At 70.1% G+C, this 20,173-nt stretch carries 10 protein-coding genes, 1 tRNA gene and 2 rRNA genes (1 of these 13 only partly in view); 2 read left to right on the top strand and 11 right to left on the bottom strand.

What is annotated here, in order from left to right; genetic code table 11:
• Positions 1–5 precede the first annotated feature (5 nt).
• Positions 6–770, top strand: a complete 765-nt coding sequence (locus ACNJ93_RS23955; protein ID WP_418959483.1) for an SDR family NAD(P)-dependent oxidoreductase — start codon at positions 6–8, stop codon at positions 768–770.
• 486 nt (positions 771–1,256) lie between these two features.
• Here the strand turns inward: ACNJ93_RS23955 and ACNJ93_RS23950 are convergent, their stop codons facing one another.
• The 8 genes from ACNJ93_RS23950 to ACNJ93_RS23915 form a co-directional block, all read right to left on the bottom strand.
• Positions 1,257–1,640 carry a helix-turn-helix domain-containing protein gene (locus ACNJ93_RS23950; protein ID WP_418959482.1) on the bottom strand — a complete coding sequence of 128 codons (384 nt, stop codon included), beginning with the start codon at positions 1,638–1,640 and terminating at the stop codon, positions 1,257–1,259.
• Between the two features lie 109 nt (positions 1,641–1,749).
• Positions 1,750–2,259, bottom strand: a complete 510-nt coding sequence (locus ACNJ93_RS23945) for a CinA family protein (RefSeq protein ID WP_418959481.1) — start codon at positions 2,257–2,259, stop codon at positions 1,750–1,752.
• Positions 2,256–2,933, bottom strand: a complete 678-nt coding sequence (gene pgsA, locus ACNJ93_RS23940) for a CDP-diacylglycerol--glycerol-3-phosphate 3-phosphatidyltransferase (protein WP_418959480.1) — start codon at positions 2,931–2,933, stop codon at positions 2,256–2,258. The genes ACNJ93_RS23945 and pgsA overlap by 4 nt, the downstream gene beginning before the upstream one ends.
• Positions 2,930–4,423 (bottom strand): 30S ribosomal protein S12 methylthiotransferase RimO, encoded by a 1,494-nt coding sequence (gene rimO / locus ACNJ93_RS23935; protein WP_418959479.1) that lies wholly within the window; start codon positions 4,421–4,423, stop codon positions 2,930–2,932. The genes pgsA and rimO overlap by 4 nt, the downstream gene beginning before the upstream one ends.
• Positions 4,424–4,517: 94 nt before the next feature.
• Entirely contained in the window at positions 4,518–5,357 is an 840-nt protein-coding gene (locus ACNJ93_RS23930; protein ID WP_418959478.1) for a RodZ domain-containing protein, read from the bottom strand.
• Between the two features lie 214 nt (positions 5,358–5,571).
• The gene (locus ACNJ93_RS23925) at positions 5,572–8,355 is read right to left on the bottom strand and encodes a DNA translocase FtsK (RefSeq protein ID WP_418959477.1); all 2,784 of its coding nucleotides are present in this window, start codon (positions 8,353–8,355) and stop codon (positions 5,572–5,574) included.
• Positions 8,356–8,481: 126 nt separating this feature from the next.
• The gene (locus ACNJ93_RS23920) at positions 8,482–9,150 is read right to left on the bottom strand and encodes a response regulator (protein WP_418959476.1); all 669 of its coding nucleotides are present in this window, start codon (positions 9,148–9,150) and stop codon (positions 8,482–8,484) included.
• 246 nt (positions 9,151–9,396) lie between these two features.
• Positions 9,397–14,865 (bottom strand): HAMP domain-containing protein, encoded by a 5,469-nt coding sequence (locus ACNJ93_RS23915; protein WP_418959475.1) that lies wholly within the window; start codon positions 14,863–14,865, stop codon positions 9,397–9,399.
• A 283-nt stretch (positions 14,866–15,148) separates the two neighbouring features.
• Between ACNJ93_RS23915 and ACNJ93_RS23910 the strand changes: the two genes are divergently transcribed.
• Entirely contained in the window at positions 15,149–17,803 is a 2,655-nt protein-coding gene (locus ACNJ93_RS23910; RefSeq protein ID WP_418959474.1) for a SpoIIE family protein phosphatase, read from the top strand.
• A 122-nt stretch (positions 17,804–17,925) separates the two neighbouring features.
• Here ACNJ93_RS23910 and ACNJ93_RS23905 read toward each other — a convergent pair.
• The 3 genes from ACNJ93_RS23905 to ACNJ93_RS23895 form a co-directional block, all read right to left on the bottom strand.
• Positions 17,926–17,998, bottom strand: a tRNA-Thr gene (locus ACNJ93_RS23905).
• A gap of 5 nt (positions 17,999–18,003) precedes the next feature.
• Positions 18,004–18,120: ribosomal RNA gene (rrf, locus tag ACNJ93_RS23900) — 5S ribosomal RNA — on the bottom strand.
• 75 nt (positions 18,121–18,195) lie between these two features.
• A 23S ribosomal RNA gene (locus tag ACNJ93_RS23895) occupies positions 18,196–20,173 on the bottom strand; it runs 1,139 nt beyond the window's last position.

Here is a 20,173-nt window from a genome sequence, read left to right as displayed (position 1 = left end):
CGCTCATGCCCCTCACCGCGTACGACCTCACCGGCCGCACGGCCTTCGTCACCGGCGCCGCGAGCGGCATCGGCCGCGCCACCGCCGTGCTGCTCGCCGAGGCGGGCGCCACCGTCCACTGCGCGGACCTCGACGAACCGGGCCTGCTCCGGACCGCCGCCCTGGTCCGCGAGCGGGGCGGCCGGGCGTACCCGCACGTCCTGGACGTCACCGACGGCGCGGCCGTGGACGCGGCGGTCCGCGCGGTCGGCCCACTGCACGTCATGGCCGCGATCGCGGGCATCATGCACACGAGCAGCGTCCTGGAGACCCGCGAGGAGGACCTCGACCGGGTGTTCGCCGTGAACTTCAAGGGCGTCTTCCACGCGGCCCGCGCCGCCGCCGCCTCGATGGTCGACGCGGGCGTGCGGGGCTCCGTCGTCACCATGGCCTCTGGCGCCGTCGACACCGCCGGCCCGGGCCTGCTCTGCTACAGCGCCGCCAAGGCGGCCGTCGTGCAGCTGACGAAGACCCTGGCCGCGGAGGTCGGCCGGCACGGCATCCGCGTCAACGCGGTCGCCCCGGGCTGGATCCGCACCCCCATGACCGACCGTCACGAACCCGCCGCGCAGGAACAGGCCGAGGCGGCCATGGTCCGGATCTCCCCCCTGGGCCGGGTCGGCGAACCGGAGGACATCGCGCACGCGGTGCTCCACCTCGCCTCCGACGCGTCGTCGTTCACGACGGGTCAGATCCTCCGCCCCAACGGCGGCGTCGCGATGCCGTGGTGACCCGCCCCCGCGCGGCCCGCTCCCCCCGCCGCGCACGCTCCTCAGGCATTCCCGCCACATGCACCGGCAGCAGACTCAGCCCCCAGCCGCCGGCCGCGACAGCCCCCTCCACGAGCCCCGTCTGACCGGGCGCCAGCAGCAGCCGCAGCACCGCCCAGAACCACAGGCAGCCCAGCGTCACCGCGAGCACCGTCAGCGGGACCCGTCGCCGTACCATGGCCGCCTCCTCCGGACGACGCTAGACCGCCCGCCCGTCCGGGGGCAGGGCGCACCGGTCGCACCCCCGGCGCACGGCGCGACGTCGAGCCGTCACCTCACCATGACACGGCCCACCGACACCCGGCATCTCGGCGGCGAACCCGACCGCCGCACACGCGCCTCACGCGCCGCACGTGCGCCCGCGCACCACCCGCGCCGCCCGCACGCACGGAAAAGCCCCGGCCGCGCCCTGTTCGGGCGGCGACCGGGGCGATTCCCTGTCACAGATCAGGCGGCGACGACGTCCACCGCCTCGGCGGGCGCCTTGATGGTCACCCGCTCGGTCGGCACACCTGTCACCGACGTCACCGACACGGAGTTGAGCATGGGGCGCACCGGTGCGGGCACCGGGTCGCTCGACGCCGCAGACTCGGCCAGTTCGGCCAGCGACAACTCGTCGCTCACTTCCCTCATGAGCTCGGACATCCGTACGTCAAGCGCGTCGCAGATCGCGGAGAGCAGCTCGGAGGAAGCCTCCTTCTGCCCCCGCTCCACCTCGGAGAGATAGCCGAGCGATACTCGGGCGGACGAGGAGACTTCGCGCAGAGTACGGCCCTGGCGCTGGCGCTGCCGACGCAGCACGTCACCCAGCAGGCGACGGAGCAGAATCATCGGTGGCTCCCTCCTCGGACCGCGTAGCCGCATCCTTCACGCCCCACCGTACCGCCTTGCGCCGCGGCCGTGCGGGGAGCGATGTCGTGTTCACTCAGGGCTGCAAACATCAATTCCCCCCGTTCTGTTCCGTATCCTGTGCCCGCGCATTTCCGGAGAGTTCGCCGCCGAGCAGTTCCAGCACGCTCCGCACACTCTCTCTACGGATTTCCGCACGATCGCCGTTCAATCGCAACGAGGCCACTTTCCCGGCTCCGACCGGTCCCGCGACGGCCACGTAGACGGTGCCGACGGCCTGTCCGTCCTGGGGTTCCGGGCCCGCGACGCCCGTGGTCGCGATGCCCCAGTCGGCGCCGAGCCGGTCCCGCACACCCTGCGCCATCTGCAGCGCGACGTCCGGGTCGACCGCGCCGCGCTCCGCCAGAAGAGTCCCGTCCACCCCGAGCAGCTGCTCCTTCAGGGCCGTCGCGTACGCCGTGACGGACCCGCGGAACATCCGCGATGCTCCGGCCGCCCCGGTGAGCTCCGCGGCCACCAGACCGCCCGTGAGGGACTCCGCGACGGCCAGTGTCTGGTCGCGCTCCACGAGCAGTCCCAGGACCTGGGCGGCCTCTTTCATGCCGTCGTCCTCGCTCCCGCCGCGGCCGCCGCGCGCTCCGCGGCCAGTCCCCTGCGGCGCAGCACCACCGCCTGCCGCACATAGTCCAGACCGGTGACGACCGTCAGCACGACGGCGGCCGTCATCACCCAGAAGCGGAACGTGGCCAGCGGCCCGGTCAGCACCAGGACGTACATGCCGACCGCGGTGCCCTGCGCGAGGGTCTTCAGCTTGCCGCCGCGACTGGCCGGAATCACTCCGTGCCGGATCACCCAGAACCGCATGAGCGTGATTCCGAGCTCCCGGAAGAGGATCACCCCGGTCACCCACCAGGGCAGGTCACCCAGGGACGACAGACAGATCAGCCCGGCCGCCATGATCGCCTTGTCGGCGATCGGGTCGGCGATCTTCCCGAAGTCGGTGACCAGGTTGTACGCGCGGGCCAGGTGCCCGTCGAAGACGTCGGTGATCATCGCGACGGCGAAGGCCGCCCACGCCCAGGCCCGCCAGACCGGGTCGTGCCCGCCGTCCTGCAGCAGCAGGACCACGAAGGCCGGCACGAGCACCAGACGGATCATGGTCAGGATGTTCGCGATGTTCCACAGGCTGGCCTGGTCGACGGCCGCAGCGCCCAGCTTGCCGCGGGGCGCCGGCCTACCGGTCCCGCCCGCCGCGGATGCCGGCACTCCGGTCATCTGCCCGCCTCCTCGATCAGACATTCGGCCACCAGGTCGACGCCCTCGGTGCCGACGACCTTGGCCCTGACCATAAGGCCGGGAGCCAGGTCCTCGCCGCCGGCGCCGTCCGTGGTGAGCATCACCTGGCCGTCGGTCTCGGGCGCCTGGTGGGCGGCCCGGCCGATCCAGCCGTCCTCCTCGTCGAAGGACTCCACCAGCACCTCCAGGGTCTCTCCGAGGCGCTCCTCCGCGCGCTGCGCGGTGAGCTCCTCGGCGAGCCGGGACAGGTGGGCCAGGCGCTCGTCGACGACCTCCTGGGGCAGCTTGTGCTCGTACGTGGCGGCCTCGGTGCCGTCCTCGTCGGAGTAGCCGAAGACGCCGATCGCGTCGAGCCGGGCGTGCGTGACGAAGCGTTCCAGCTCGGCGAAGTCCGCCTCGGTCTCGCCGGGGAAGCCGACGATGAAGTTGGACCGGGCACCGGCCTGCGGGGCCTTGGAGCGGATGGTCTCCAGGAGCTCCAGGAAGCGGTCGGTGTCGCCGAAGCGGCGCATCGCCCGCAGCACGTCGGGCGCGCTGTGCTGGAAGGACAGGTCGAAGTACGGGGCGACCTTCTCGGTCGAGGTGAGCACGTCGATCAGGCCGGGGCGCATCTCGGCGGGCTGCAGGTAGCTGACCCGGATCCGCTCGATCCCGTCGACGGCGGCCAGCTCGGGCAGCAGCGTCTCCAGGAGGCGGATGTCGCCGAGGTCCTTGCCGTACGAGGTGTTGTTCTCGGAGACCAGCATGATCTCCTTGACGCCCTGCTCGGCGAGCCAGCGCGTCTCGCCGAGCACGTCGGAGGGACGGCGGGAGACGAAGGAGCCGCGGAAGGACGGGATGGCGCAGAACGAGCAGCGCCGGTCGCAGCCGGAGGCCAGCTTCACCGAGGCGACCGGGCTGGTGTCCAGCCGGCGGCGCAGCGGGGCGCGCGGCCCGGAGGCCGGGGCGACGCCCTCGGGAAGGTCCGTGAGGTCGGCCGGGGCGCTCTCGGGGGCGTCGCCGTGGCCGGGCAGGGCCACCTCGGCGGCGGCCTTCTGGCGCTCCACCGGGGACAGGGGCAGCAGCTTGCGGCGGTCGCGGGGCGCGTGCGCCTCGACGCTGCCGCCGCTGAGGATGGTCTGGAGCCGGCCGCTGATGTCGGCGTAGTCGTCGAAGCCGAGCACGCCGTCGGCCTCGGGCAGGGCGTCGGCGAGCTCCTTGCCGTAGCGCTCGGCCATGCAGCCGACGGCCACCACGGCCTGGGTCCGGCCGTGATCCTTCAGATCATTGGCTTCGAGCAGGGCGTCGACCGAGTCCTTCTTGGCGGCCTCGACGAAGCCGCAGGTGTTGACGACGGCGACGTCCGCGTCCTCGGCGTTCTCGACGAGCTCCCAGCCGTCCGCTGCCAAGCGGCCTGCGAGCTCCTCCGAGTCCACCTCGTTACGGGCGCAGCCAAGAGTGACAAGGGCGACGGTACGGCGTTCGGGCATGGACTCAAGACTACTTCGTCCCGGCCGCTCCCCCGCCGCGCAGGGTTCACCCGCGCACGGGTCGGAACGACCGGGACGTCATCCGGGGCCGGAATCAGCCGGTCGCCGGGTCACCCTTGCTGTACGAGAGCCGTTCGACGGCGCCTTCCTCGAACTTCTCGTCGATCTTCTTCCCGTTCACCCAGAGCTCGATCGGCCCGGCGTTGCCGAGGACCAGATCGACGCGCTCGTCGTCCTGGAAGGTCTTCTTCTCGCCCTCGTCGAGGAAGCCCGCGAAGAGCGTCTGGCCGTCCTTGCCCTTGGCCGAGATCCAGCTCTTGTCCTGGGCGACCACGATCACGGTGACCTTGTCCGCCGGGACGGCGGCGATGGCGCTCTCGGAGGGGACCGGCTTGGGGTCGGCGGCGGGCTTGGTCGGCGTGGGCTTCGGACTGGTCTTCGCCGGCGCCGGGCCCTCGGCGACGGTGCCGCCGGAGCTGTCGGCGTCGGTGCCGCTGAACATGGTGAAGCCGACGAAGCCGACGACGGCGACGATGGCCGCGACCATGGCGGCGGTCCAGTTGGGCCGGCGCGGTTCGGGGCGGATGCGTTCCGCCTCGAAGAGCGGGGCGGCGGGGGTCGGCGCGGGCCGGCCGCCGTGCTCGGCGTCGTACTGGTCGACCAGCGGGGCGGGATCGAGACCGACGGCGCGGGCGAGCGTGCGGATGTGACCGCGCGCGTACACCGCACCGCCGCAGCGGGAGAAGTCGTCCTCCTCGATCGCGTGCACGATCGGGATCCGGACGCGCGTGGACGCGCTGATCTCGTCGACGGTGAGACCGGCGGCGACGCGGGCCTGCTGGAGGACGCGGCCGATGGAGGGCCGGTCGTCCGGCGGGTTCCGGTCGTCGGCCGGCGGGTTCCGGTCTTCTTCGGGGGAGTTGCCGATGGACACGAGGGCGCCTTTCGAGCGTGTAGCCACCTGCTGGACGTTCAGTCTATGGGTGGTACGAAAGGGTGGGGCAACCGGGCGGCCGCGATCTGTACGCCATCGGAATGGCCGAGCGCGCCCGCCTGAACGGCGGAGGGACGGGGAGGGGCGGAGTGACGTTCCTGTCCACTCCTCCAACTGGACGTACGAGCAAGGGAAACGGTTGCCCCGTAAACCCTTACGAGTGAGACTCCCCGCGGATCTCGGCCAGCACTCCGTCCAGCTCGTCCGGTTTGACGAGGACGTCCCGCGCCTTGGAACCCTCGCTGGGGCCGACGATGTTGCGGGACTCCATCAGGTCCATCAGCCGGCCCGCCTTGGCGAAGCCGACGCGCAGCTTGCGCTGGAGCATCGAGGTGGAGCCGAACTGCGTGGAGACGACCAGTTCGGCGGCCTGGCACAGCAGGTCGAGGTCGTCGCCGATCTCCTCGTCGATCTCCTTCTTCTGCTTGGAGCCGACGGTGACGTCGTCGCGGAAGACCGGCGCCATCTGGTCCTTGCAGTGCCGGACGACGACGGCGATCTCCTGCTCGGTGACGAACGCGCCCTGCATGCGCGTCGGCTTGTTCGCGCCCATCGGCAGGAACAGCCCGTCGCCCTTGCCGATGAGCTTCTCCGCGCCGGGCTGGTCGAGGATGACACGGCTGTCGGCCAGCGAGGAGGTGGCGAACGCGAGCCGGGAGGGCACGTTGGCCTTGATCAGGCCGGTGACCACGTCGACCGACGGCCGCTGGGTGGCGAGCACGAGGTGGATGCCGGCGGCCCGGGCGAGCTGGGTGATGCGGACGATCGCGTCCTCGACGTCGCGCGGGGCGACCATCATCAGGTCGGCCAGCTCGTCGACGATGACCAGCAGGTACGGGTACGGCTGGAGCTCGCGCTCGCTGCCCTCGGGCAGTTTGACCTTGCCCTCGCGGATGGCCTCGTTGAAGTCGTCGATGTGCCGGAAGCCGAAGGCCGCCAGGTCGTCGTAGCGCAGGTCCATCTCGCGCACCACCCACTGCAGCGCCTCCGCGGCCCGCTTCGGGTTGGTGATGATCGGGGTGATCAGGTGCGGGATGCCCTCGTACGCGGTGAGCTCGACCCGCTTGGGGTCGATCAGCACCATCCGGACGTCCTCGGGGGTGGCCCGCATCATGATCGAGGTGATCAGGCAGTTGATGCAGGACGACTTGCCGGAGCCGGTGGCGCCGGCGACCAGGACGTGCGGCATCTTCGCCAGGTTGGCCATCACGTAGCCGCCCTCGACGTCCTTGCCGAGCGCCACCAGCATCGGGTGCTCGTCGCCGGCCGCGTCGGCGAGGCGCAGCACGTCGCCGACGTTGACCATCTCCCGGTCGCTGTTGGGGATCTCGATGCCGACCGCGGACTTGCCGGGGATCGGCGAGATGATCCGCACGTCCGGGGAGGCGACGGCGTACGCGATGTTCTTGGTCAGCGCCGTGATCTTCTCGACCTTCACGGCGGGGCCGAGCTCGACCTCGTAGCGGGTGACCGTCGGGCCGCGGGTGAAGCCCGTGACGGCCGCGTCGACCTTGAACTCGGTGAAGACGTTGGTCAGCGAGTCGACGACGGCGTCGTTGGCGGCGCTGCGGGTCTTGCCCGGCCCGCCGCGCTCCAGCAGGTCCAGCGAGGGCAGCGCGTACGTGATGTCCCCCGACAGCTGGAGCTGCTCGGCGCGCGGCGGCAGGTCGGTGGGGTCGGGGGCGGGCTTGGTGAGGTCGGGTACGGCGCCGGGGCGCTCGGACCCTCGGGCCGGCGGCACGGCGGGCTCGGCTGCCGTGCCGGCCCGCTCGGCAGCCGTGCCGGACCGGTCGCCGGCTCCGGTCCGCTCGCCCACCGCGGCGGCGCGCTCCCGGTCGGCGGTGACGTCCCGGGTGAGGTCGGCGACCAGCGGGGACGGCGGCATGCCGTTGAGCACCGCCCCGTCGAGCGCGGCGGCGGCCGCGGCGGCGACGTCCACGGCGTCCAGGGGCCGGTCGAAGTCCGGCTGCGCGCCGCGGCGCGGCCGCTTCCGGCTGGTGAGCGCCTCCTCCTCGGCCCGGTCGGCGTCGTGCGGCTCCGTGGCCGCCGCGCCGCGGCGGCGGGCCGGGCGGGCGCGCCGGGCCTCGGCGTCGCGCCAGGCGTCCTCGTCGTACGCCCCGGCCTCCTCCGGGTCCGCCTCCGCCTCGACCAGGCCGAGCCGGACGCCGAGCGCGCGCAGCCGCTGCGGGATGGCGTTGACGGGGGTGGCGGTGACCACGAGCAGGCCGAAGATCGTGAGCAGGACCAGCAGCGGGACGGCGAGGACCTCGCCCATCATGAAGATCAGCGGCTGGGAGGCGGCCCAGCCGATGAGCCCTCCGGCGTCCTGTATCGCGTCGCTGCCCTGGCCCCGGCCGGGCGAGCCGCAGGCGATGTGGACCTGGCCGAGCACGCCGACGACCAGGGCGGACAGGCCGATGACGATGCGCCCGTTGGCCTCGGGCTTCTCCGGGTAGAGGATCAGCCGGATCGCGATGGCGCCGACGAGCAGCGGCACCAGCAGGTCGAGCCGGCCGAACGCGCCGGTGACCAGCATCTCGACCAGGTCGCCGACGGGCCCGCGCAGGTTGGACCAGGTGCCGGCCGCGACGATCAGCGCGAGGCCGAGCAGCAGCAGCGCCAGGCCGTCCTTGCGGTGGGCCGGGTCCAGGCCCTTCGCGCCGCGCCCTATGCCCCGGAACATCGCGCCGACGGCGTGCGCGAGGCCGAGCCAGACGCCGCGGGCGAGCCGGTACACGCCTCCGGTCGGCGACGGGGCGGGCTTGGGCGCGGCCTTCTTCGCCGCGGGTTTGCGGGCGGGGGCCTTCTTGGCCGCGGTCTTCTTCGCAGGGGGCTTGGCGGCCGCCGCCTTCTTCGCGGCGCCCGTCGTACGGCCGGCACGCGGCTTCGCGGTGCCCGCCGTGCCCTGGGAACCCTTGCCGGACGTACGTGAGGCCATGATGCTGAGGTTACCGGTGGAGACGGCGGTGAACACTCCTGCCCACCGCTTCACCCGTCCGTGTCGTCCGCAACCGGCCCGGAAACTGACGTCCGTTCACCGCGGACGGCTCCGCATGACGGAACGTCAGGTCTGAGCGGGGAGGCTCGGGGCGCCGCCCGTACCCGGCTCCAGCGCGTCGAGCGCGCGGCGCAATCCGGTGAGCTTGCGCTCCAGATGGGCCGCGGTCGCGACGGCGGCCGCGTCCGCGGAGTCGTCGTCCAGCTGCTTCGACAGCGCCTCGGCCTGCTCCTCGACGGCCGCAAGGCGGGCGGACAGCTCGGCGAGCAGCCCGGCGGACTCCTTGGCGGGGCCGGCGCCGCCCTCCAACTGCAGCCGCAGCAGTGCGGCCTGCTCGCGCAGCTGGCAGTTCTTCATGTACAGCTCCACGAACACCGAGACCTTGGCGCGCAGCACCCACGGGTCGAACGGCTTGGAGATGTAGTCGACCGCGCCGGCCGCGTACCCGCGGAAGGTGTGGTGCGGGCCGTGGTTGATGGCGGTGAGGAAGATGATCGGAATGTCCCGCGTCCGCTCCCGCCGCTTGATGTGCGCGGCGGTCTCGAAGCCGTCCATACCGGGCATCTGGACGTCCAGCAGGATGACCGCGAAGTCGTCCGTCAGCAGCGCCTTGAGCGCTTCCTCCCCGGACGATGCCCGCACCAGTGTCTGATCGAGCGCGGAGAGGATGGCCTCCAGCGCCAGCAGATTCTCCGGCCGGTCATCGACCAGGAGGATCTTGGCCTTCTGCACCATGCCCCGTCCTCCTCGCCCCGGCGCGGGCTCCCCCCGGCCGGTCGTGCCGAGGGACGCACCGGGGGCCGCCCCAGATGACGACTCCCATGCGCCGTCCGTCCTTGTGCCGGTCATGGTAGCCGCACCCCGCCTGTCGCCACACCCTGTCACCGTGATGTCACTGTGCACATAGCAGAAACGCTGTGAGAGAGGAGAAGGTTCCCCGTGGACCGGCCTCCCACACGCCGCCGCGCCCGGCCGCTCCGCTCACTCCCCGCGCATCCAGTGCTCCATCACCGCCAGCAGGTGGTCGGGGTCCACCGGCTTCGTCACATAGTCCGAGGCCCCGGACTCGATCGCCTTCTCCCGGTCGCCCTTCATCGCCTTCGCGGTGAGCGCGATGATCGGCAGCCCGGCGAACTGCGGCATCCTGCGGATCGCCGTCGTCGTCGCGTACCCGTCCATCTCGGGCATCATGATGTCCATCAGCACCACCGTCACGTCGTCGTGCTGCTCCAGGACTTCGATGCCCTCCCGGCCGTTCTCCGCGTACAGCACCGACAGGCCGTGCTGCTCCAGGACGCTGGTGAGCGCGAAGACGTTGCGGATGTCGTCGTCGACGATCAGCACCTTCTCGCCGCCGAAGGAGAAGGTGCGGCGCGGCTCCTCCTCTTCCTCGGCCGCCCCGTACGCCTCCTGCCCCGGTACGGCCCCGGCCGGCAGCCCGCCCGCCCGGCCGCCCGCGGCCCACCCGGCGGCCTTGCGGCGGTGCCGGAACAGGGCCGCGGCGCCCGAGCGCGCCTCCACCGGCGGCATGGTCGGCGCCCGCGGGGCCTCCAGGGCGAGCGGAGCGTCGTCCCCCGCCTCGATGCCCTCGGGCTGGGCGTCGGACTGCGGGTAGCCGTTGGCCGGCAGCTCGATGGGGTGCAGCGGCAGGTACAGCGTGAACGTCGAACCGCGGCCGGGCTCGCTGGCCGCGTAGATCTCGCCACCGAGCAGCCGGGCGATCTCCCGGCTGATCGACAGGCCGAGGCCGGTGCCGCCGTACTTGCGGCTGGTCGTCCCGTCGGCCTGCTTGAACGCCTCGAAGATCACCCGCATCTTGCCGGCCGCGATGCCGATGCCCGTGTCGGTCACCGAGAACGCGATCAGCTCGGCGTCCGCCTCGCGCAGCGAGCCCGCCTCCAGCAGCTGCTCCCGGATCGACTGCGGCACGTCCGTGCCGGCCGGGCGGATCACCAGCTCCACGGCGCCGGTGTCGGTGAACTTCACCGCGTTCGACAGCAGGTTGCGCAGCACCTGCAGCAGCCGCTGCTCGTCGGTGTGCAGGGTCGCGGGCAGCTCCGGAGAGACCCGTACGGAGAAGTCCAGGCCCTTCTCCGCGGTCAGCGGACGGAACGTGGCCTCCACGTAGTCCACGAGCTGGACCAGCGCGATCCGGGTCGGGGAGACGTCCATCTTGCCCGCCTCGACCTTCGAGAGGTCCAGGATGTCGTTGATGAGCTGAAGCAGATCGGACCCGGCGCCGTGGATCGTCTCGGCGAACTCGACCTGCTTGGGCGTCAGATTCGCCTCGGCGTTGTCCGCGAGCAGCTTGGCCAGGATCAGCAGCGAGTTGAGCGGGGTGCGCAGCTCGTGCGACATGTTGGCCAGGAACTCGGACTTGTAGCGCATGGAGACCGCGAGCTGCTCGGCCCGCTCCTCCAGGACCTGCCGGGCCTCCTCGATCTCGGTGTTCTTCACCTCGATGTCGCGGTTCTGCTGGGCCAGCAGTTCGGCCTTCTCCTCCAACTCCGCGTTGGTGGTCTGCAGTTCCTTCTGCCGGTGCTCCAGCTCGGCGGACCGCTCGCGCAGCTGCTCGGTCAGCTCCTGCGACTGCTTCAGCAGCACCTCGGTCTTGGTGTTGACGCTGATGGTGTTGACCGTCGTCGCGATCATCTCCGCCAGCTGGTTGAGGAAGTCCCGCTGGATCTGCGTGAACGGCTGGAAGGACGCCAGCTCGATCACGCCCAGCACCTTCCCCTCGAACAGCACCGGCAGCACGATCACGTGGGCCGGGGACGCCTCACCGAGGCCGGAGGAGATCTTCAGGTACCCCGGCGGCACGTTGACCTGGATGGTCCGCTTCTCCTCCGCGGCCGTGCCGATCAGCGTCTCGCCCGGCCGGAAGGACGTGGGCATCGAGCCGGCCGAGTACCCGTAGCTGCCGCGCATCCGCAGCTCGTACTGGCCCTCCTCCTGCTCCCCCACCTCGGCGGCGCTCGACGCGCCCACCGGCATCGCCACGAAGAACGCGCCGTGCTGCGCGGAGACCACCGGGGTCAGCTCGCTCATGATCAGCGAGGCCACGTCGTCGAGGTCCCGGCGGCCCTGCATCAGGCCGGAGATCCGGGCCAGGTTGCCCTTGAGCCAGTCCTGCTCCTCGTTGGCGAGGGTGGTGTCGCGCAGGTTGACGATCATCGTGTTGATGTTGTCCTGGAGGGCCTGGATCTCGCCGGCCGCGTCCACACCGTCGATCTTCAGGTTGAGGTCGCCGCGGGTCACCGCGGTGGCGACGGCGGCGATCGCGCGCACCTGCCGGGTCAGGTTCCCGGCCATCTCGTTCACCGACTCGGTGAGGTCCCGCCAGGTGCCGTCGACGTCCCGGACCCGTGCCTGACCGCCCAGCTGCCCGTACGTGCCCACCTCGCGGGCCACGCGGGTGACCTCCTCGGCGAAGTTGGACAGCTGATCGACCATCGTGTTGATGGTGTTCTTCAGCTCCTGGATCTCGCCCCGGGCATCGATGTCGATCTTCCGGGTGAGATCGCCCTTGGCGATGGCGGTGGTGACGGTGGCGATCTGCCGCACCTGGCCGGTGAGGTTGTCGGCCATGACGTTCACCGAGTCGGTGAGGTCCTTCCAGGTGCCCGAGACGCCGGGGACGCGGGCCTGGCCGCCGAGGATGCCGTCGGTGCCCACCTCGCGGGCCACCCGGGTCACCTCGTCGGCGAACGACGACAGCGTCTTCACCATCGTGTTCACGGTCTCGGCGAGCTCGGCGACCTCGCCGCGGGCCTCGACCGTGACCTTCTTCGACAGGTCGCCGTTGGCGACGGCCGCCGAGACGCGGGAGATGTTCCGCACCTGACTGGTCAGGTTGTTGGCCATCAGGTTGACGTTGTCGGACAGGTCCTTCCAGGTGCCCGTCACGCCGCGGACCCGGGCCTGGCCGCCGAGGATGCCCTCGGTGCCCACCTCGCGGGCCACCCGCGTCACCTCGTCGGCGAAGTTCGACAGCTGGTCGACCATCGTGTTGACGGTGGTGACCAGCTCCAGGATCTCGCCCTTGGCGTCGACGGTGATCTTCTTCGACAGGTCGCCGCGCGCCACGGCGGTGGTGACCTCGGCGATGTTGCGCACCTGACTGGTCAGGTTGTTCGCCATGAAGTTCACCGACTGGGTGAGGTCCTTCCAGGTGCCGGAGACGCCCTGCACCTCGGCCTGGCCGCCCAGGATGCCCTCCGTGCCCACCTCGCGGGCCACCCGCGTCACCTGCTCCGCGAAGTTCGACAGCTGGTCGACCATCGTGTTCAGGGTGTTCTTCAGCTCCAGGATCTCGCCGCGGGCGTCCACGTCGATCTTCTGGGACAGGTCGCCGCGCGCGACCGCGGTGGCGACCTGGGCGATGTTGCGCACCTGCGCGGTCAGGTTCCCGGCCATGCCGTTCACCGAGTCCGTCAGGTCCCGCCACACGCCGGCCACGCCCGGCACCTGCGCCTGGCCGCCGAGGCGGCCGTCGGTGCCCACCTCGCGGGCCACCCGGGTCACCTGCTCGGCGAAGGCGCTGAGCTGGTCGACCATCGTGTTGATGGTGTTCTTGAGTTCGAGGATCTCGCCGCGGGCGTCCACGTCGATCTTCTGCGACAGGTCGCCGCGGGCCACGGCCGTCGTCACCTGGGCGATCTGGCGCACCTGCGAGGTGAGGTTGCCGGCCATGAAGTTGACGGAGTCGGTGAGCTCCTTCCAGGTGCCCGAGACGCCGTCGACGCGGGCCTGACCGCCGAGGCGGCCCTCCGTGCCCACGTCGCGCGCCATACGGGTCACCTGGTCGGCGAAGTTCGACAGCTGCGACACCATCGTGTTGACGGTGTTCTTCAGCTCCAGCATCTCGCCCGCGACGTCGACGGTGACCTTCTGCGTCAGGTCGCCGTTCGCCACCGCCGTCGTCACCTGGGCGATGTCCCGCACCTGGCCGGTGAGGTTGCGGAAGGCGTTGTTCACCGAGTCGGTGAGGTCCTTCCACGTGCCGGCCGCCCCCGGTACGTGCGCCTGGCCGCCGAGCAGACCCTCGACGCCGACCTCCCGGGCCACCCGGGTCACCTCGGAACCGAAGGCGGACAGCTGGTCCACCATCGTGTTGACGGTGTTCTTCAGCTCCAGCATCTCGCCGTTGACGTCGACGGTGACCTTCTGCGACAGGTCGCCGTTCGCCACCGCCGTCGTCACCTGCGCGATGTCCCGCACCTGCGTGGTGATGTTCCGGAACACCGTGTTGACCGAGTCGGTGAGGTCCTTCCAGGTGCCGGCCGCGCCGGGCACCTGCGCCTGGCCGCCGAGCACACCGCCGGCGCCGACCTCGCTCGCCACCCGGGTCACCTCGTCGGCGAACACCGCGAGGGTCTCGGTCATCTGGTTGATGGTGTCGGCGAGTTGGGCCACCTCGCCGCGGGCGCTCACCCGGACCTTCTGCGACAGGTCGCCGTTGGCGACGGCCGTCGTCACCTCGGCGATGCCGCGCACCTGGCTCGTCAGGTTGCCCGCCATCGTGTTGACGGAGTCCGTCAGGTCCTTCCAGACGCCCGCCGCGCCCGGCACCTCGGCCTGGCCGCCCAGCTCGCCCTCGGTGCCCACCTCGCGGGCCACCCGGGTCACCTCGGAACCGAAGGCCGAGAGCTGGTCCACCATCGTGTTGACGGTGTTCTTCAGCTCCAGCATCTCGCCGTCCACATGGACGGTGACCTTCCGCGACAGATCGCCCTTGGCGACCGCCGTGGTCACCATGGCGATGTCGCGCACCTGCGCGGTGAGCCGGTACGCCATCGTGTTGACGGAGTCCGTGAGGTCCTTCCACGAACCCGACATACCGCGCACCTGGGCCTGACCGCCCAGCTTGCCCTCGGTGCCGACCTCCAGCGCGACCCGCGTCACCTCGTCCGTGAACGCGGAGAGCTGGTCGACGAGGTTGTTCACCGTACGGGCGACCTTCAGGAACTCCCCGCGCAGCGGCCGCACCGAGCCCTCGGGACCCTCCGAGCGCAGCTCCATCCGCTGCTCCAGGTCGCCCTCCGCCACCGCGGACAGCACCCGGCCCACCTCGGAGACCGGCCGCGTCAGATCGTCGACCAGCTGGTTGGCGGCCTCCACCGCTGCCGCCCAGGTGCCCTCGCTGGGCCCGACCTCCAGCCGCTCCGAGAGCTTCCCCTCGCGGCCGACCATCCGGCGCACCCGGGAGAGCTCGCCGGTCAGGTGCAGCTGGCGGTCGGCGACCTCGTTGAACACGGCGGCGATCTCCGCCATCGTGCCGTCGCCGTTCACCGTCAGCCGGCGGCGGAAGTTCCCGTCCCGCATCGCCACCAGTGCCGCGAGCAGCCGCTGCAGCGCCGCCGCGTCCACCTGCACCGTCCCATTGCTCCGGGACCGTCCGCCCTTCGCGCGCGTGCCGCTGCCGCGTCGCGCCGTCACGCCAGACTCCACCGTGTCCCTCCCGCAGGGATCGACCCGTACCGCTCCGCGCAGCACCGCTTCCGCCGTACCGGAAGCCTTCCCAGTGTTTCACCGCAGCCGAACCCGGCCATAACAGTTCGGCGACTTCGCATAGCGTCCCCGACTCCTGGGGACGGAAACAGTGACGACCGGCACCCGCCCGGACTGCGAAGGTAAGTAACCTGGCACCGGACTGTCCAACCGCCCCGCTCCGCCCGGCCGGGGCGGTGTGACGCGCAGCACGACCACCGGGCACCGGGAGGGGCAGCCGACCATGGCAGAGCCGGGCGTCGATACGCGTACGAGGAGTTCTGTGATCACCGCGCGGGCCGCCGCCAGTTTCGATCCCGTCGGCCGGTCCGTGGCGACCGCCCGCGCCTTCGTCCGCGACACCCTGCAGGGCTGGGGACACGCCGACGTCGTCGACGACGCCGTCGTCCTCACCAGCGAGCTCGTCACCAACGCGGTGGTCCACGCCGGCACCGCCGCCGACGTGCTGTGCCTGCGCACCGACCAGGGCGTACGGGTCGAGGTGTCCGACCACTACCCCGAGCGGGAGATCCCGGTCCAGGGCGCCCAGAACCTCGGCAGCCCGGACCGCGAAAACGGCCGCGGGCTGCTGCTCTGCGCCGCGCTCGCCACCCGCTGGGGCGTCGACTACACCGCCACCCGCAAGAAGGTCTGGTTCCAACTCGACCTGCCCGCCCGGCCCGTGGGCACCCGCACCGCCGGGCCCGCGCTGCCCGTCGACCTGCTTCCGGCGGCCGAGGACCGGGTGCGGGTCGCCGTCGTCCAGATCGACGGCGTCGGGTCCATCACGTCCTGGAACGAGGACGCAGCACATCTGTTCGGCTATTCACCCGAACAGGTGCTGGGCAAGCCCCTCGCCGACCTCGCCGCCTGGCCCCACACCCCCGGGATCGGCACCGGCCTCGCCGAAGCCCTGCAACTCTCCCGCTGGGAGGGCAGCTACGGACTCCGCGGCGACGACGGCCGCGTCGTCCCCGTCTACGCCTCCCACCTCCGCGTCCGCGACACCCACGGCCACCCGTCCACGGTCTGCCTCCTCGTCCGCGACCACGAACGCGCCGTCCTCCAGACGCCGCTGCGCCCGCCGGCCGCCGACTCCGGCTCGGAGAGCCACGCCGCCGACCCCTTCGAGGTCTTCATCGGCTCCCCCGCCCCCGACGACCTCGACGGACTGCTCCAGCGCACCGTCGAACGCGCCCGCGACATGCTCGACGGCGACTCCGCGTTCCTGCTCCTCGCCACCGACGACGAGACCGAACTAGAGGTACGGGCCACCACCGGACTCCCCTCCGCACGGCAGCGCTTCGCCCGTGTCCCCGTCGAGGCGGGCGCCGGCCGCTACGGCTCCGCCCGCATGCCCGCCGTCCACGAGGACCTCTCCGCCGTCCCCGGAGCCGTACCGCTCCTCGACGGCACCGGCATGCGCTCCGTCGTCACCGTGCCGCTGAAGGTCGAGGGCCGGCTGACCGGTTCGCTCGGCGTCGCCGCCGAGGCCGCCGGCCGGTACTCCAACGAGGAGGCCCTGCGCCTGCAGTTCGCCGCCGACCGGATCGCCCTGGCCGTCGAATCGGCCCGGCTCGGCGAACTGGAACGGCTCCGCCGCGGCTCGCTCAGCTTCCTCGTCGAGGCCTCCGACCTGCTGGCCGGCACCCTCGACCACGACCAGACCCTGGCCCTGATGGCCCAGATGACCGTGCCGACGCTCGCCACCTGGTGCGCCGTCTACACGATCGCCGACCAGACCTCCGAGCCCAGCCTCTCGTACGTCCTGCACGAGGACGAGGACCGCATCGACGGCCTCAAGGCGCTGCTCTCCTCCATCGCCCCGCCGGACCCGGTGCCGACCCCCGGCGCCCGCGTCTGGCCAGCGCCGGCCGAGGCCGCGCACCGCGCCGCGCTCGCCACCTCGATGGCGGACCTCGGCCAGGACCACACCGGCCCGCTGTCCTCCGGCATCGACGCGACGCTGGCCACCGCGGCCGTCGTCGGCGGCGAGACCGTCGTCCTGCCGCTGTTCGCCCGCAACCGCGTCATCGGCATGCTCACCCTCGGCAAACCCTCCGACGACCACTTCCGCCAGGAGATCCTGGAGCTCGCGGAGGACCTCTCCCGCCGGGCGGCCCTGGCCCTCGACAACGCGCGCCTGTACTCGGAGCGCATGGCCATCAGCCGCTCGCTCCAGCGCAGCCTGCTGCCGCCGGGCCTGCCCCAGATCCCCGGCGTCGAGGTCGAGGTCATCTACCGCGCCGCCGGCGAGGGCAACGAGGTGGGCGGCGACTTCTACGACCTCTTCCCGATCCGCGACGGCGCGTACGGCTTCGCCATCGGCGACGTCTGCGGTACGGGCCCGGAGGCCGCGGCGGTGACCGGCCTCGCCCGGCACGCCCTGCGGCTGCTCGCCCGCGAGGGCTTCGGCGGCCCGGCGGTCCTGGAGCGGCTGAACGCGGCGATCCTCGACGAGGGCGCCCGCAGCCGCTTCCTGACGCTCCTTTACGGGGAGCTGTGGCCGCAGGAGGACGGCTCGGCCGTCATGAAGGTGGTCTGCGCCGGGCACCCGCTCCCGCTGCGCCTGCGCCAGGACGGCACGGTCGAACCGGCCGCGGACCCGCAGCCGCTGCTCGGCGTCATGGACGACCTGGAGCTGTACGAGCAGACGGTGACCCTCGACCCGGGTGACGTCCTGCTGTGCGTCACGGACGGCGTCACGGAACGCCGCGAGGGCACGCGGATGTTGGGCGACGACGGTCTCACGGAGGTCCTGACGACCTGCACGGGCCTGACAGCCGGTGCGGTCGCCGCACGCGTGCTGCGCGCGGTGGAACGCTTCGCGGTGGAACCGGCCTCGGACGACATGGCGATCCTGGCGATGCGCCTCCCGGAGCCCATCAAGGGCGAATGAGTGCCAGGGGCAGGAGGGCCGGCGCCGAAGGCGCCGGCCTTGTCGTTCCGCGCCTTGCCATTACACGCTGGGTCCGGAAAACAAAGAAGGCCCCCGCCAATTGGCGGGGGCCTTCTTCTCTGAGCCCTTTAACGGAATCGAACCGTTGACCTTCTCCTTACCATGGAGACGCTCTGCCGACTGAGCTAAAAGGGCGGGTTGTTCGGCGGCGTCCTACTCTCCCACAGGGTCCCCCCTGCAGTACCATCGGCGCTGAAAGGCTTAGCTTCCGGGTTCGGAATGTAACCGGGCGTTTCCCTAACGCTATGACCACCGAAACACTATGAAGTTGAACTCAAGCCGGCGATGGCGAGTTCGTTACTTCAGAACTAACACAGTGGACGCGAGCAACTGAGGACAAGCCCTCGGCCTATTAGTACCGGTCAGCTCCACCCATTACTGGGCTTCCACATCCGGCCTATCAACCCAGTCGTCTACTGGGAGCCTTACCCTCTCAAGGAGGTGGGAATACTCATCTCGAAGCAGGCTTCCCGCTTAGATGCTTTCAGCGGTTATCCCTCCCGAACGTAGCCAACCAGCCATGCCCTTGGCAGGACAACTGGCACACCAGAGGTTCGTCCGTCCCGGTCCTCTCGTACTAGGGACAGCCCTTCTCAATATTCCTACGCGCACAGCGGATAGGGACCGAACTGTCTCACGACGTTCTAAACCCAGCTCGCGTACCGCTTTAATGGGCGAACAGCCCAACCCTTGGGACCGACTCCAGCCCCAGGATGCGACGAGCCGACATCGAGGTGCCAAACCATCCCGTCGATATGGACTCTTGGGGAAGATCAGCCTGTTATCCCCGGGGTACCTTTTATCCGTTGAGCGACGGCGCTTCCACAAGCCACCGCCGGATCACTAGTCCCGACTTTCGTCCCTGCTCGACCCGTCGGTCTCACAGTCAAGCTCCCTTGTGCACTTACACTCAACACCTGATTGCCAACCAGGCTGAGGGAACCTTTGGGCGCCTCCGTTACCCTTTGGGAGGCAACCGCCCCAGTTAAACTACCCATCAGACACTGTCCCTGATCCGGATCACGGACCCAGGTTAGACATCCAGCACGACCAGAGTGGTATTTCAACGGCGACTCCACAACCACTGGCGTGGCTGCTTCAAAGTCTCCCACCTATCCTACACAAGCCGAACCGAACACCAATATCAAACTGTAGTAAAGGTCCCGGGGTCTTTCCGTCCTGCTGCGCGAAACGAGCATCTTTACTCGTAGTGCAATTTCACCGGGCCTATGGTTGAGACAGTCGAGAAGTCGTTACGCCATTCGTGCAGGTCGGAACTTACCCGACAAGGAATTTCGCTACCTTAGGATGGTTATAGTTACCACCGCCGTTTACTGGCGCTTAAGTTCTCAGCTTCGCCGACCCGAAAGTCAGCTAACCGGTCCCCTTAACGTTCCAGCACCGGGCAGGCGTCAGTCCGTATACATCGCCTTACGGCTTCGCACGGACCTGTGTTTTTAGTAAACAGTCGCTTCTCGCTGGTCTCTGCGGCCACCCCCAGCTCACGGAGTAAATCCGATCACCAGGTGTGGCCCCCCTTCTCCCGAAGTTACGGGGGCATTTTGCCGAGTTCCTTAACCATAGTTCACCCGAACGCCTCGGTATTCTCTACCTGACCACCTGAGTCGGTTTAGGGTACGGGCCGCCATGAAACTCGCTAGAGGCTTTTCTCGACAGCATAGGATCATCCACTTCACCACAATCGGCTCGGCATCAGGTCTCAGGCTATGTGCTGTCCGGATTTGCCTGGACAACGCCCTACACCCTTACCCCGGGACAACCACCGCCCGGGCTGGACTACCTTCCTGCGTCACCCCATCGCTTACCTACTACAGATCTGGTTCGTCGGCTCCACCACTCCCCTTTGCCCGAAGGCTCCGGGGCGGCTTCACGGACTTAGCATCGTCTGATTCGATATTGGGCGTTTCAAAGCGGGTACCGGAATATCAACCGGTTGTCCATCGACTACGCCTGTCGGCCTCGCCTTAGGTCCCGACTTACCCTGGGCAGATCAGCTTGACCCAGGAACCCTTAGTCAATCGGCGCACACGTTTCTCACGTGTGTATCGCTACTCATGCCTGCATTCTCACTCGTGAACCGTCCACAACTCGCTTCCGCGGCTGCTTCACCCGGCACACGACGCTCCCCTACCCATCACAGCCTCCGTTGGGAGTATTGCTGCAATGACACGACTTCGGCGGTACGCTTGAGCCCCGCTACATTGTCGGCGCGGAATCACTTGACCAGTGAGCTATTACGCACTCTTTCAAGGGTGGCTGCTTCTAAGCCAACCTCCTGGTTGTCTCTGC

Source organism: Streptomyces tritici (assembly GCF_048500665.1).
Taxonomy (GTDB): domain Bacteria; phylum Actinomycetota; class Actinomycetes; order Streptomycetales; family Streptomycetaceae; genus Streptomyces; species Streptomyces tritici.
Note: the sequence above shows the minus strand (reverse complement) of the source record. Positions and strands in the feature narration are given on the sequence as shown.

Coding starts and splice junctions, on each gene's coding strand:
- ACNJ93_RS23950 (WP_418959482.1), bottom strand. CDS start 1,640: ATGATTCTGCTCCGTCGCCTGCTGGGTGACGTGCTGCGTCGGCAGCGC.
- ACNJ93_RS23910 (WP_418959474.1), top strand. CDS start 15,149: ATGGCAGAGCCGGGCGTCGATACGCGTACGAGGAGTTCTGTGATCACC.
- ACNJ93_RS23945 (WP_418959481.1), bottom strand. CDS start 2,259: ATGAAAGAGGCCGCCCAGGTCCTGGGACTGCTCGTGGAGCGCGACCAG.
- ACNJ93_RS23925 (WP_418959477.1), bottom strand. CDS start 8,355: ATGGCCTCACGTACGTCCGGCAAGGGTTCCCAGGGCACGGCGGGCACC.
- ACNJ93_RS23920 (WP_418959476.1), bottom strand. CDS start 9,150: ATGGTGCAGAAGGCCAAGATCCTCCTGGTCGATGACCGGCCGGAGAAT.
- rimO (WP_418959479.1), bottom strand. CDS start 4,423: ATGCCCGAACGCCGTACCGTCGCCCTTGTCACTCTTGGCTGCGCCCGT.
- ACNJ93_RS23955 (WP_418959483.1), top strand. CDS start 6: ATGCCCCTCACCGCGTACGACCTCACCGGCCGCACGGCCTTCGTCACC.
- pgsA (WP_418959480.1), bottom strand. CDS start 2,933: ATGACCGGAGTGCCGGCATCCGCGGCGGGCGGGACCGGTAGGCCGGCG.